General features: G+C 58.9%; 12 protein-coding genes. 5 read left to right on the top strand and 7 right to left on the bottom strand.

The window, feature by feature from the left end:
• Nucleotides 1-19 precede the first annotated feature (19 nt).
• The 6 genes from ITX55_RS13970 to ITX55_RS13945 form a co-directional block, all read right to left on the bottom strand.
• Nucleotides 20-574, bottom strand: coding sequence for a fimbrial protein (locus ITX55_RS13970; protein WP_033642504.1), 555 nt, complete (start codon nucleotides 572-574; stop codon nucleotides 20-22).
• 50 nt (nucleotides 575-624) lie between these two features.
• Entirely contained in the window at nucleotides 625-1263 is a 639-nt protein-coding gene (locus ITX55_RS13965) for a fimbrial protein (RefSeq protein WP_042784069.1), read from the bottom strand.
• 74 nt (nucleotides 1264-1337) lie between these two features.
• Nucleotides 1338-2102, bottom strand: a complete 765-nt coding sequence (locus tag ITX55_RS13960; RefSeq protein ID WP_089191437.1) for a fimbria/pilus periplasmic chaperone — start codon at nucleotides 2100-2102, stop codon at nucleotides 1338-1340.
• 79 nt (nucleotides 2103-2181) lie between these two features.
• Entirely contained in the window at nucleotides 2182-4716 is a 2535-nt protein-coding gene (locus ITX55_RS13955; RefSeq protein WP_074446877.1) for an outer membrane usher protein, read from the bottom strand.
• Between the two features lie 47 nt (nucleotides 4717-4763).
• Nucleotides 4764-5300 (bottom strand): fimbrial protein, encoded by a 537-nt coding sequence (locus ITX55_RS13950; RefSeq protein ID WP_033642500.1) that lies wholly within the window; start codon nucleotides 5298-5300, stop codon nucleotides 4764-4766.
• A gap of 78 nt (nucleotides 5301-5378) precedes the next feature.
• On the bottom strand, nucleotides 5379-5900 hold the full coding sequence (locus ITX55_RS13945; protein ID WP_004938731.1) for a fimbrial protein: 522 nt from the start codon (nucleotides 5898-5900) through the stop codon (nucleotides 5379-5381).
• A gap of 663 nt (nucleotides 5901-6563) precedes the next feature.
• On the opposite strand from ITX55_RS13945, the gene ITX55_RS13940 reads away from it, so the two are divergent.
• The 3 genes from ITX55_RS13940 to ITX55_RS13930 all read left to right on the top strand — a co-directional run bounded on the left by ITX55_RS13940 (nucleotide 6564) and on the right by ITX55_RS13930 (nucleotide 8451).
• Nucleotides 6564-6884: a hypothetical protein gene (locus ITX55_RS13940; RefSeq protein ID WP_197760187.1), complete on the top strand. Its 321-nt coding sequence runs from the start codon at nucleotides 6564-6566 to the stop codon at nucleotides 6882-6884.
• A gap of 210 nt (nucleotides 6885-7094) precedes the next feature.
• Entirely contained in the window at nucleotides 7095-7940 is an 846-nt protein-coding gene (locus ITX55_RS13935) for a fimbrial protein (RefSeq protein ID WP_370632677.1), read from the top strand.
• Nucleotides 7941-7959: 19 nt separating this feature from the next.
• Nucleotides 7960-8451, top strand: coding sequence for a fimbrial protein (locus ITX55_RS13930; RefSeq protein WP_226772988.1), 492 nt, complete (start codon nucleotides 7960-7962; stop codon nucleotides 8449-8451).
• Between the two features lie 103 nt (nucleotides 8452-8554).
• Here ITX55_RS13930 and ITX55_RS13925 read toward each other — a convergent pair whose 3' ends face one another.
• Nucleotides 8555-9760, bottom strand: coding sequence for a serine hydrolase (locus ITX55_RS13925; RefSeq protein WP_033633487.1), 1206 nt, complete (start codon nucleotides 9758-9760; stop codon nucleotides 8555-8557).
• A gap of 467 nt (nucleotides 9761-10227) precedes the next feature.
• Here ITX55_RS13925 and ITX55_RS13920 point away from each other — a divergent pair, with 467 nt between their 5' ends.
• Together ITX55_RS13920 and ITX55_RS13915 are read left to right on the top strand one after the other, a co-directional pair.
• Complete coding sequence (locus tag ITX55_RS13920; protein WP_042784067.1) at nucleotides 10228-11595, top strand: cystathionine beta-synthase; 1368 nt, start codon at nucleotides 10228-10230, stop codon at nucleotides 11593-11595.
• Between the two features lie 12 nt (nucleotides 11596-11607).
• Nucleotides 11608-12753 (top strand): PLP-dependent aspartate aminotransferase family protein, encoded by a 1146-nt coding sequence (locus tag ITX55_RS13915; RefSeq protein ID WP_033642498.1) that lies wholly within the window; start codon nucleotides 11608-11610, stop codon nucleotides 12751-12753.
• The last annotated feature ends 37 nt before the right edge of the window (nucleotides 12754-12790 follow it).

Below are 12790 nucleotides of genomic sequence, written 5' to 3'. Positions count from 1 at the left end.
TTCTTGTCCTTGTAGGCGCTTATTCGTATTCCAACGTGAAGGTGGCCACCGCGCTGAAGGTGCCGCGGCCGATGGACTTCGTCTGGATGGCTTCCGGCTCTCCCTGCACATAGGCTTGCAGCGTGAGTGTGGTGTTGCCGGCGTTCAGACGGAATTTATCGCTGGCGCGATTGAGCGGCAGCGCCTTGCCGCTGCTGTCCTCCAGCCCGATGCCGATCCCCGACGCCAGGCTGCCGCCATCCAACGCCAACAGGCCGGGCAGTTTGGCGTTCTCAGTACCGGTAAACGTAATGGCCACCGTATTGCCCAGGCTGAGATCGCACTCGGTCAGGTGCAACGCGAAGGTTTGGCTGTGGGTGCGGGTGTTCAGGTACAGGTATTTGTCGACGATGGTGCCGAAATCCAGTTGGATGTCCTCATCCCCCGGTTGTATGACACACGGCTCGGCCACCAGCGTACCGTGAAAGCGCATGTTTTCCGCCGCAGCCGCCGGCTGCGCCATCATGCCGGCCAGCATCACCATGCCGGCTCCCAGCAGCGCGCTTCGGCGCCGGTTCGTCTCTGTCGCGCGCATGACGCCACTCCCTTTGGTTATGCTTGCGCCTGCCAGGCGCAAGCGGCGTATTAGTCGTAATAAAGACGGAAATCGATCGCCGCGCGGTAAGCGCCGGCGCTCAGCGTCGCCGGAGTGCGCACCGGCGTCACCGTATACGTCAGGGTGTTTTGTCCCGGCGTCAGCAATACCGGTTTGTTGCGCGCGCCGAGGCGGACCGGCAGACCGTGGGCATCCGCCAACTGCAACCCCAAACCGGTGACGCCGGCGACGCTGACCAGACCCGGCGCGTCGTCATCCGTCGGCGCGGAAAACGCGACGGACACCGCAGGCTGGCTGCCGCTCCAGGCCAGAACCCCGGTCCAGGCGTCGCGGTTGCTCGCCGGCGCCCGCAGGCAGTCTTTCAACGTCAGCTCGAAGGCGACCGGCGTGCCGCGATCGCCCGGGCGCTGGAAGTGCGCCGTTCCCGTCTCGCCCAGCCATACCTCCTGGCGGGCGGTGGTCATTTCCAGGCTGCAGGCGCTTTCCGTTAACGCGCCGTAGACGTGGAGAGTGCCGTTCGCCCCCTCAACGTCCCAGTTATCCACCGCGCGGGCCGGCGGCATCAGCATCAGCATCGTGCCCGCCGTCAGCGGCACCATCAGCGCGGCCAACACCGTCAGGCCAATAGTGCGTCGCTGATGACGTTCATAGGCCTTTCCCAACAGCATGGGGTTCTTTCGTTGCATGATTCGTTCACTCCGCTGTGTTCATGACTTGGTCTTCCCTGCTTGCGCGCGGCGCGTCATTTGGCGACCGGCACGACCTGGCAGGCATTGCCGGCGCAGCGGAAGTTCAACTGCGGCCGACCACCGTAATCGTTGATGTACGCCAGCGACGGGCCGCTGCCGAGGCTCGCGGCTGAGACGTTCAGCGAGGCGCTGGCCTTCGGCGCCACCATCAACGGTTCAAAGCCGGCGGCCCCTTTCCCGCCCTTGCCGGCGCTCGCCTCAACGATCGTCACGTAATACGGGGTCGGGTTGTTCACCACGTACTTGTCGCCCTGCCGGGTCAGCGTCAGCTGCTCCTGCCACGGTGCGGCGTTCTTTTTCGGGGCGAGCGCCGCCGGGCGATAAAACATTTTGATGCGCGTCTGCAACGCTATCTGCAGCGTGTTCGGCTTATTGCTGCGCGGCGGGATCTCACGCAGGTTGAAGTAATACAGCGTCTCCCTGTCCTGCGGCAGCTGACGCGCCGCCGGCAGCGACTGGATCTTCACCTGGCTCGGTTTGCCCGGCTCCACCCGCTGCACCGGCGGCAGCACGGTGAAAGGGCTTTGGATCTTGTTGCCGCGATCGTCTTCAATCCACCCCTGGGCCAGATAGGGCAATTGCTTATTCTGATTGCTGATGTTGAGGCTGACCGTTTTCTGGTCGCCGTCGAAAATCACGCGCGTGCGATCCAGCGCGATAGCCGCATGGGCGGGCAGGCCGATCGCGCCGATCGTCAACGCGGCGGCGAGCGAGCTCAAAAGGGAAACGGTCTTTCTGGTCATAGTCAGATTCATCATGTCTTCACGGTTCCAGTCAGCCGAAGGCGGGCGATTCCGCCCCGGCGGTTTAGCGGCGAAGCACGCTCCGCCGGGGGTATCAGTTGGCGTTCTCCGCCGGCTTGTTACCGGTGAGAGGACGGCAAGGCAGCAGCAACGTGTTCATCAGCATTTCGGCCGGCAACGGCGCCGGCAGCTGGATTTCACACTGCGCCGCGCCGTTCCAGTGCACGCTCATGCGCTCGCCGGGGTTGAGGCCGGACAGGTAAACGCTGCCGCCGTCATTGATGATGCCGGTCTCCTGTTTGCGGGCATTCAGCACCGTGGCGCCAAACGGCGGCTCACTGCCGTCCGCCAGCTTGACGATCGCCATCGCCTTCTCGCCGGCAATCACCTCGAACTTGCGGTAGCCGATGGCGCCCTCGGTCAACGTGGCCTGCACCACGGAACGCGTCGCCTCGACGTTGTCGCCCAGGCTGTTGAGATCGATGCTGGCCTTGTTGCGGTAGTAGCTGTTCACATCCGCCACCACCGCCTTGCCGTAACGGTTGGTCAGTACCGTACTGCCGTAGCCACGCACCGGCACGCCGGCGACGCCTTCGGTATCGAGCAGCAAGCGCGTGCCGCCCGGCGTATTGACCCGATGCAGCACCGCCCCTTCCGCCGCCATCGTCAGGCCGCCCTGCGCGCCGATGCCGACGGCGCTGTAGCGACCGGCCTGGTAGCTGGCGTTGGCGTTGATCTGCGCCATATCGCCCTGATGGCTGTAATACCCGCTGGCGGTCGCCCCACTGCGCGCGGCGCCCGCGCTGATCTGATAGTTGTTGTGTTCATCGACCCGGTTGTAGTAACCGACCCGATGAGCGTTCTCTTCACGATCGAGCGTCATGTTGTAACTGAGCGTCCCGGCGCTGCCCCAGGGCAGCGACAGCGACAGGTACATCCCGTCGTCGTTGCGCTCGTTGTAACGGTTGCGATAGGCCGACAGCGATACGCTGACGTTCTTGAAATCGCCGATATCGAAGTAGCGCGATACCATCAGGTTGTAACGATCGTTCGGCGCCCGATCCCAATAGGTTTGGTGGCTGTAGTTGAGATAGGTGCTGAGCCCCAGATCGCGGAACTGTTTATTGAAGGTGATGGTGTACATCTCCTTGCTCTTGCCGCTGCGTCCCCCTTCGTAACGCGCATCGAGGTAGTCCCCCATGCTCATGAAGTCCTCCTGGGAGAAGCGGTAACCGGCGAAGGTGACCTGGCTGTCGTATTCATCGAAGTTCTTCGAATAGCTCAACCGATACGAACCGCCGGTAAGCGTGCCCTCCTGCGGCAAACGCGCGCGCGACTGCGTGGCGTCGAACGACAGCGCCCCCAGCGCCATCAGATCGCGCCCGATCCCCAGCGACAGCGCGTTGTAATCGCCGCCGGCGATGCCACCGCCGTACAGCGACCAGCCGTTGCTGATGCCCCAGGAGAACTCGCCGGTGCCGAACATCGGCCCGCGCAGGTGATGCCCCCACTCCGACGGTTTGCCCGTCGCCAGCTTGTAACGCACCGTGCCCGGGCGCGTCAGGTAAGGAATGTTGGCGGTGTTCATCTTGAACTCCTGCACACTGCCGTCCTGCTCTTCGACGCGCACGTCCAGCTCGCCGGAAACGGCGTCGTTGATGTCCTGAATGCGGAACGGCCCCGCCGCCACTTGCGTTTCATACAGCACGCGCCCTTGCTGGCTGACCACCACCTTGGCGTTGGTTTTCGCCACGCCGGTCACTTCCGGCGCATAGCCGCGCAGGTTGGGCGGCAACATGCTGTCGTCGGATCGCAGACTGACGCCGGTAAAGCGCAGGCTGTCGAAAATGTCGGAGTTCAGGTAATCCTCCCCCATCGTCAGCCGCGAACGCAGCGCCGGGATCGCCCGATAGGCGTAATAGCGGCTCCAGTCGAACTGTTTGTCAGTCGGCTGAGAAGATCCGGTCTGGTGGTTGAGGTTGGCCTGCCAGTCGGCGCGCAGGCGCCAGGCGCCCAGGTTGGCGCCGCCGGTGCCGTTGCCGCTCAGGCTGTAGCTGCTGCCGCCTTTCTGGTGCTTTTGCGTTTGGGCGTTGACGTTATAGTCAAACAGCAGCCCGGGAATACCGTCATCCCAGCGCGAAGGCGGATCCCAGTTTTCCGAGCTGTACTCCAGATAGGCCTGTGGGATGTTGAGATACAGCGCGGAACTGGCGAGATCGCCGCGCGCTTCCATCCCCGCCAGACTGGAGGCGTCAAGGCAGCGGCCGCCGTGTGTCCAGTTCAGCGTGCTTAACAGCTTTTCTTTCAGCCCCAGTTGGTTGACCAATGCCGGTGAAAGACAGGCTTCGCTGCCTTTAGGATCGTTCTCAGGCGCCAAAAACGTCACCGGCTGTTCCGGCAGGTCGTTCTTATTGACGTGCACCACCATGGTATAAACGCCCGGCATGATGTAGCCGCTGCGCGTAAATTGGCTCAGATCGATATTTTTACGATCGTTGATGTCTAATACGTCAGTATTGAATTGAATAACGTCGGCGGCATAGACCAACGCGATCGGATTTCCCAGAGAAAGGGCAACACAGAGCCCCAAAGCTTGAAGACGAAATAACTTCCCTGCCGGTGAAAGCATAATAAAAGTCCTTTCAATAACGAATTAACCGTCAGTACGAGAAAAAATCAAAAATAATCCAGCTTAAAACGCACTGTGGAAAAATACGCTCCCGCCTTCAACGGCTGATGATTCGGCATTAACGTCATGGAATAATTCAGCACTCTATTTCCCGGTATTATTCCTTCCATCGGTAAGGGTTTCCCTGGAATAACCGGCGTGCCGTTGCTGTCTTTTATCTTCAATGCGACGCCGCGCGCCTCGCCCTGTACGCCAAACAGAGCGCCTTCCGCATAACCATCAAACGTGACCTGAAAGAATTTCCAATCAGGTTTGTTTTCCGGCCGTTCCAAAATGCAGTTGACCAATTCAATACTGAAAGGTTTGGTCATCCCCTGGCCGTCACGAATGATCTGCCCGAGAGGAAGAGTGTCCATATCGATCGTCTGATCGCGGCTGCCGGCGGCAATGGCGCAGGCGGTGTCGATAATGGCGCCGTGCATGCTGACCTTGCCCCACCCCTGCGCGGCGGAAGTTGCATAGCCGGGCGCAAACGCCAACGACGCCAAAAGAACGGCACCCGCTCGATTCCTTGGTAAAAACATCGCGACATTCCTTTGACAGGGAGATTCACCAGGCATGCGGCGAACCCCATGCCTGGTTGATTAAGCCTTCGGACTCACTTACTGATAAGCCAGGGTGAAATCGGCTACGGCGGTGAAGTCGCCCGGAACGATGGCGGCGGAAGCGCCTTCGCCCTGCAGGTAAGCGGCAAAGTTCAGGCTGTTGTTACCAGTATTCAGCGTCTGTGCCGCGGTCGCCTGACCCAGTTTGATCGGCTGGCCGCCATAAGTGATTGCTACGCCGGCGCCGCTAGCGGTGCCCGCGATACCCAACAGATCCTTGTTGGTTGACGAAGCGATGCCGCTGAAGGTGGTTTTAACGGTTTTCAGCGTAGTGGTATCACACTGCTCCAGCTTGATTTCAAACGGACGCGGGTTGGATTTGCCGCCGTTTTTCAACGCCACGTTGGACACCTGGCCCAGATCAACGGTCTGATCGATCGACTCAGGCGCAATAGAGCATGGCGCATCAATAATAGAGCCCGTGAAGGTGACCTTACCGTGTCCCTGATCGGCTGCCTGTGCAAAAGAACTTGCGCCAAATGCAATCACTGCAGCCATCATGATTTTGTTAAGTTTCATAGAACCTATATTCCTTATAAGAAAAAATGCATATTCCAATCAAGAAAAAGAGCAACAGGAAACCTGCTCGCGCTTATATGTGCGCAGCCCTGATTCTTTAGCATCTTGCTAGTTGGTTAACTGCCAAAACCCAAAGGCACCGACAATAAAAAGTCGATAACGGCAAGTCTGTAGCGGCCCACCCATTAATGAGTTCGCCCTATAAAAATAAACGAAATCACAACGAGCAGGGGCCAATACTTTCTAATCCGCCCTTCTTGTCCGGCGATGAATATTCTGGCAAATGCCTCTCAGCAAAAAAAGGCTTTTTTTGATCAAGGCGAACATTCGCAATTTATTTCCTAATTAAAGTTAATTTACTGTTATTTTTAGGCTCATAGATCGTAAAAAGTACTTTTATAGAGCAATATCCTGTTTTTGCGAGATTCACAATTAATCAGATCGCAAAGTGGCACTTTGTGAATATAATAAACCAAAATTTTAGGTTTCTGCGTGACGCCACCCCTGCCTGAACATAGGTAAAAACGGGGCGGGCAACGCCTTTTTTTCAATCCTGATAAATAGATAGGAATTTTCTTTGTTCGCGTTTTACCTCGTTGTTGGTAGACGGCGAATGTTTGTTTTTTCTTAGGAATACGGCAATCGGAATACAGAGGAAGTGCTATGGAAGCGTTATCTCCGAAACAAAAGGAAATACGGCAATTGCAGCACGATCTGCTGCAAACATTATTCGCGCAATCGCCCCGTCAATGTCCCGTCGCCGGGCCGCCGCCACAGCAGCAGTGGCTCTCGACACGGCAACTGGCCAATGCCGTCAACGTCGGTGTTTACCGGGCTCGACGGCTGTTATTGGATCTTGTCGCCCGGCAAAAAGTGATTGTGACGGACGGCTCCATCAACAACTCATTGAGGTGGTATCCCACCGCGTTGCTGAACGGTGATAACGACGGCATCCCCAACAGAGATGCCCTCACTCCCCTTTAACGGAATAAATATGGCCAATCGGCCTAATTAGCTCTATTTCATGGCGGCACCTAGCCAAATGACACTATATATCGGGATATTATTGTGAGAAAAACAGCCATCCTATTTCTACAACACTGCCTGGCATTATCTTTTTTCGTCCTCATTGGTAACGCCAATGCATTTACCTGTAAAACCTCCGACGGCGGGAACATTGGTCAGGGAGGTTCAATGACGCCGGTCGACGTCAGGGTAAAGATAGGCCCTGAATTGTCCATCGGGAAAAATGAAATCGTCAACGTCAGCCAGGTAACCTGTAAAAACGACGTCGCCAGTTGGAAGGATATTTTACTCACCGGCAGCCCGGCGTTGACGATGAACACAGCCATTTTCGGTACGCTTGCCAACGGTATGACAATCAACGGCACCGACTACTTATCCCCGATCCAATCAGGTATCCAGGTGATGACGATAACCGGCCTGAACAGTGCCAGCATTTCCATCAGGGTTTACATCGTGCTCAACCGTTCGCCGACGCAGGATATCAAGGTGAACAAGGGCGACGTCATCGGCCAAATCAATTTTGAACAAAAAAATGACCAGTCGGGTTGCCCAAATTGCGGGCCTTACCGGTGGCGCCTGATCGCCGACAACGACGCCTACTTCGTCACCACCAGTTGCACCATCAACAACGGCCAGCAAATTAATGTCGATTTTGGTCAGATCCGCCAGGACTTCCTGACCCAGAGCGCCAACGACGCCCAGATCAAACAGGACAAAGCGCTCAGCTACCGGTGCGACGATCAGAGTGCGACGCAGGATATTCTGATCCGGATGGTCAGCGACGCCAGCGGCTTCTCCAGCGATTTTATCAAGACCACCAACCCTAACGTCGGCGTGGCCATGGTGCACAACGGCGCGGTGGTAAAGCCCAACAATGCCTTCAGAACGCGCATCGTCAACGGTCTGGGCAACGACACCGTCACCTTTGTGCCGGTGAAGAACAATGTCCCTTACACCAGCATCGCCACCGGTCCGCTGTCGGGCTCGGCCACGCTGATCTTCAGCGCACCTTGAAACGGGAGCCGGAATGAACATGACGATAAAAACGGGCTGCGCCCTGCTGTTGGCGCTGGAGTTGATTAGCTCGGCCGCTCAGGCCGCCGATCAGGGCACCAAAGTCAACATCACCGCCACCGTGGTGGCGCCTCCGCCTTGCGTGATCAACGACGGGCGCACCATCGATATCGACTTCGGCAAGGTCGGCATCAAACGCATCGACGGCAGCCGCTATATGCAACGCATCGATTACAGCATCAAATGCGAGTTTCTGGATAACAGCCGCCAGTTGAAAATGAAGATCATGGGCAGCGCGGCGGCCTTTGACAACAGCGTGTTGACCAGCAGCGTCACTGGATTGGGCATCAAGCTGTTGGCCAACGGTAAGGCCTTCGCCATCAATACGCCGCTGAACATCGACTACGCCAATCCGCCGACGCTTGATGCAGTGCCGGTGAAAAACAGCGCCGTCACCCTGGCGGAAGGCGACTTCTCCAGCGGCGCCACCATGCTGGTGGACTATTTTTAAAGCGCCGCTTCGGCCGGATACTGAAAATAAAAAAAAGCCGCAACGTCTCCGTTGCGGCTTGGTCGAGGATGGTGCGCCCGGGGCGCTCCTCACATCAGGCTATTCAGCCGAAGATCCCGCCGAACCACTGGCTCAGCTTCATCATCACCATATCCCAGATGCGGCTGAAGAAGTTGCCCTCTTTCACCTCTTGCATCACCACCAGCGGGTGCTGTTCGATGGTTTTGCCATCCAGCTGGAAATCGATGGTGCCGACCACCTGGTTTTTCGCCAGCGGCGCTTCCAGCGTCGGTTGGGTCAGCTTGTAGCTGGCCTTCAGGTTTTTCATCTGCCCTTTCGGAATGGTGACCGAGGCGTCTTTCGCCACGCCGAGCGGCACTTCGCTGACGTCGCCGAACCACACTTTCTGGGTGACGAACGGTTTATCGGCCTTGATCGGCGTCGCGGTTTCATAGAAGCGGAAGCCCCAGGTCAACAGCTTTTCGCTTTCGCTAAAGCGCACGCGATCGCTCGGTGCGCCCAGCACCACCGAGATCAGGCGCATCGGGCCGTCGGTGGCGGACGCCACCAGGTTGTGACCGGCGCCGCTGGTGTAGCCGGTCTTGATGCCGTCGACGTTCAGGTTGCTGCTCCACAGCAGACGGTTGCGGTTAATCTGGCGGATCTTGTTGAAGGTAAACTCTTTCTCTTTATGCAGCGCGTATTCGTCCGGCACGTCGCGGATCAGCGCCTGACTCAACAGCGCCATGTCGCGCGCGGTGCTGTACTGCCCTTCCGCATCCAGGCCGTGCACCGTCAGGAAGTGGGTATTCTGCAGGCCCAGGGATTTGGCGTAGTTGTTCATCAGGCCGACGAACGAATCCTGGCTGCCCGCCACGTAGTCCGCCAGCGCGATGCTGGCGTCGTTGCCGGACTGGATCACGATGCCCTTATTCAGTTCCAGCACCGGCACCTGATCGCCCGGCTTGATGAACATCAGCGAAGAGCCGCGCAGCGCCGGGTTACCGGGCGCCCAGGCGTCTTTGCCGACGGTGACCATGTCTTCCGGCTTGATCTTGCCGGCCTTGATCGCCTGGCCGATCACGTAGCTGGACATGATCTTGGTCAGGCTGGCGGGATCGAGACGCGTATCGGCATTGCCTTCGGTCAGCACTTTGCCGCTGTTGTAATCCATCAGAATGAAGGCCTTGGCGTCTACCTGCGGCGGCGCCGGCGGCTCGGCCGCGTGTACGGCCGGGGCGGCCAGCAACAGGATGCCTACGCTGAAGGTCAGTTTTTTCAGGGAAGTGGATAAGTTTTTTTTCATCATGACGTCGCCAGAGTGTCCATTCAAAACCATTGAAATAGCGTTAACTTTCAAACATGTTCACGTTTTAAGCCAACCAGCGAGAGTGGCCCGGTGCGCGCGTGCCGGCCGCAACCCCCTGCGGCGCCCGTAGCGGGTAACACAACACACCGAAAATGCCCTTGCTGTGAGTTTATGTGATTTATCTTATTTTTGCAGGGTTTAGCGTGAATTTTCAGCATTTTTACATAACTGTACGCAGGCACGCACTTATCGTTCAAAAAAGCATCGAGACGCGCACATTCGCCCCCATCCACGGCTAAACGGCCAAGCATCTGCACCGCTAAACATCTGCGCTTCCATACGTCTAAAAAAGATTAATATATTCCATAATGGCATATAGAACCGTTATTTGTTCTTTTTAAAGCACTTATCCTCAGCGCTATCATCCGCACAACGACTTTTATACCGAATAATCCTGGAGATGAGTCATGGCGATCCCCCATTCCGTCATCGAGATGATTGGCAATACCCCGATGTTGGAACTGACCCAGTTTGATACCGGCCCGTGCCGGCTGTTCGTCAAGCTGGAGAACCAAAACCCCGGCGGTTCGATCAAAGACCGCGTGGCGCTGTCGATGATCGAGCAGGCCGAGCGCGACGGCAAACTGCAGCCGGGCGGCACCATCATCGAAGCCACCGCCGGCAATACCGGCCTGGGGTTGGCGCTGGTGGCGGCGCTGAAAGGCTATAAGCTGCTGCTGGTGGTGCCGGACAAGATGAGCCGCGAAAAGATCTTCCACCTGCGCGCGTTGGGGGTAGAGGTGTTGCTGACCCGTTCGGACGTCGGCAAGGGGCACCCAGCTTATTATCAGGATTACGCTAAACGCCTGGCCGGGGAGATCCCCGGTGCCTTTTATATCGATCAGTTCAACAACCCGGCCAACCCGGCGGCCCATACCACCACCACCGCGCCCGAACTGTGGCGGCAGATGGATCATGACGTGGACGCCATCGTGGTCGGCGTCGGTTCCGGCGGCACGCTGGGCGGGTTGAGCCGCTATTTCGCCGAGGTTTCGCCGCAGACGGAATTCGTGCTGGCCGACCCTGCCGGCTCTATCCTGGCGGACTATCTCGACCACGGCCAAATCGGCGAAGCGGGCAGTTGGCTGGTGGAAGGCATCGGCGAAGACTTCGTCCCGCCGCTCAGCGACTTTGACCAGGTGCGCCACGCTTACCGCATCGGCGATGAAGAAGCCTTCACCACCGCGCGCGATCTGCTGCGCAAGGAAGGCGTGCTGGCGGGCTCCTCCACCGGCACCCTGCTGGCCGCCGCTCTGCGTTACTGCCGCGCGCAAACCGAACCCAAGCGGGTCGTGACCTTCGTTTGCGACAGCGGCAACAAATACCTGTCTAAAATGTATAACGACCACTGGATGCTGGAGCAGGGCCTGCTGAGCAAACCGCAGCACGGCGATCTGCGCGATCTGATCGCTTATCGCCACGACGAAGGCGCCGCCGTTTCCGCCGCGCCGGACGACACGCTGGCGATCGTGCACGCCCGCATGCGGCTGTACGACATCTCGCAGCTACCGGTGCTGGAAGGCGATCGGGTGGTCGGATTGATCGATGAGTGGGATCTGCTGAACGCCGTCCAGGCCGACGCCGCCCACTTCAGCCTGCCGGCCGGCAGCGCGATGACCAAGCAGGTCCAGACGCTGCAAAAGGAAGCCGGCTACGAGGAATTACAGGCCACCTTCAACCATGGCCACGTCGCGGTGGTGCTCGACGGCGAGCGCTTCCTCGGCCTGATTACCCGCACAGACGTGCTTAACGCCTGGCGCCAAAAATTACGTTAATAAGGATCCATTATGGCCAAGTTTGATACGTTGACCGTTCACGCCGGTTACACCCCGGACGCGACCGGCGCAGTGATGCCGGCGATTTACGCCACCTCCACCTACGCCCAACCGGCACCGGGCGAACATACCGGCTACGAATACTCCCGCAGCGCCAACCCGACGCGCACCGCGCTGGAAAGCGCCATCGCCGAACTGGAAGGCGGCAGCCGCGGCTACGCCTTCGCCTCCGGTCTGGCGGCGTGCTCCACGGTGCTGGAGCTGCTCGATAAAGACAGCCACCTGATCGCGGTAGACGACCTGTACGGCGGCACCTATCGCCTGCTGGAAAAAGTGCGCAGCCGCACCGCCGGCCTGCGCGTGACTTACGTGTCGCCGGCGGATCTCGCCGGGCTGGAACAGGCGATCGAGCCGGATACCAAAATGATCTGGGTCGAAACGCCGACCAACCCGCTGCTCAAGCTGGCGGATCTGAGCGCCATCGCCGCGATCGCCAAAAAGCATCAGCTCATCAGCGTGGCGGACAACACCTTCGCCTCGCCGTATCTGCAACGTCCGCTGGATCTGGGCTTTGACGTGGTGGTGCACTCCGCCACCAAATACCTTAACGGCCACTCCGATGTGGTGGCGGGCGTCGCGGCGGTGGGGAATAACCCGGCGCTGGCGGAACAGCTCGGTTTCCTGCAAAACGCGGTCGGCGGCATTCTCGATCCGTTCAGCAGCTTCCTGACGCTGCGCGGCATTCGCACTCTGGCACTGCGCATGCAGCGCCACAGCGACAGCGCGCTGCGCATCGCCCAGTGGCTGGAGAGCCAGCCGCAGGTGGAAAACGTCTATTACCCCGGCCTGCCGAGCCATCCGCAGCATGAGCTGGCGGCGCGCCAGATGACGCGCTTCGGCGGCATGATCTCGGTACGGCTGAAAGGCGACGACGCCTATGCGCGCCGGGTCATCCAGCGTTCGCGCCTGTTCACCCTGGCGGAAAGCCTGGGCGGCGTGGAAAGCCTGATCAGCCAGCCGTTCAGCATGACGCACGCCTCCATTCCGCTGGAACAGCGCCTGGAAACCGGCATCACGCCGCAGCTGGTGCGCCTGTCGGTAGGGATTGAGGATGTGGAAGATCTGATCGCCGATCTGCAGCAGGCGCTGGCGGAATAATCACCGCATCAGCGCACCATCAGCCCGGCCGACGCGC

Origin of the sequence: Serratia sp. EWG9, assembly GCF_019913725.1 — a bacterium.
Taxonomy (GTDB): Bacteria; Pseudomonadota; Gammaproteobacteria; order Enterobacterales; family Enterobacteriaceae; genus Serratia; species Serratia ureilytica.
The sequence above is the reverse complement of the archived record's forward strand: the minus strand, read 5'-3'. Positions and strand labels throughout refer to the sequence as shown.

Bases quoted from the DNA above. Each gene is read 5' to 3' on its own strand.
- ITX55_RS13940 (WP_197760187.1), top strand. From the start codon at position 6,564: ATGGAAGCGTTATCTCCGAAACAAAAGGAAATACGGCAATTGCAGCAC.
- ITX55_RS13965 (WP_042784069.1), bottom strand. From the start codon at position 1,263: ATGCTGTTGGGAAAGGCCTATGAACGTCATCAGCGACGCACTATTGGC.
- ITX55_RS13920 (WP_042784067.1), top strand. From the start codon at position 10,228: ATGGCGATCCCCCATTCCGTCATCGAGATGATTGGCAATACCCCGATG.
- ITX55_RS13950 (WP_033642500.1), bottom strand. From the start codon at position 5,300: ATGTTTTTACCAAGGAATCGAGCGGGTGCCGTTCTTTTGGCGTCGTTG.
- ITX55_RS13945 (WP_004938731.1), bottom strand. From the start codon at position 5,900: ATGAAACTTAACAAAATCATGATGGCTGCAGTGATTGCATTTGGCGCA.
- ITX55_RS13960 (WP_089191437.1), bottom strand. From the start codon at position 2,102: ATGATGAATCTGACTATGACCAGAAAGACCGTTTCCCTTTTGAGCTCG.
- ITX55_RS13925 (WP_033633487.1), bottom strand. From the start codon at position 9,760: ATGATGAAAAAAAACTTATCCACTTCCCTGAAAAAACTGACCTTCAGC.
- ITX55_RS13955 (WP_074446877.1), bottom strand. From the start codon at position 4,716: ATGCTTTCACCGGCAGGGAAGTTATTTCGTCTTCAAGCTTTGGGGCTC.
- ITX55_RS13915 (WP_033642498.1), top strand. From the start codon at position 11,608: ATGGCCAAGTTTGATACGTTGACCGTTCACGCCGGTTACACCCCGGAC.
- ITX55_RS13970 (WP_033642504.1), bottom strand. From the start codon at position 574: ATGCGCGCGACAGAGACGAACCGGCGCCGAAGCGCGCTGCTGGGAGCC.
- ITX55_RS13935 (WP_370632677.1), top strand. From the start codon at position 7,095: ATGACGCCGGTCGACGTCAGGGTAAAGATAGGCCCTGAATTGTCCATC.
- ITX55_RS13930 (WP_226772988.1), top strand. From the start codon at position 7,960: ATGACGATAAAAACGGGCTGCGCCCTGCTGTTGGCGCTGGAGTTGATT.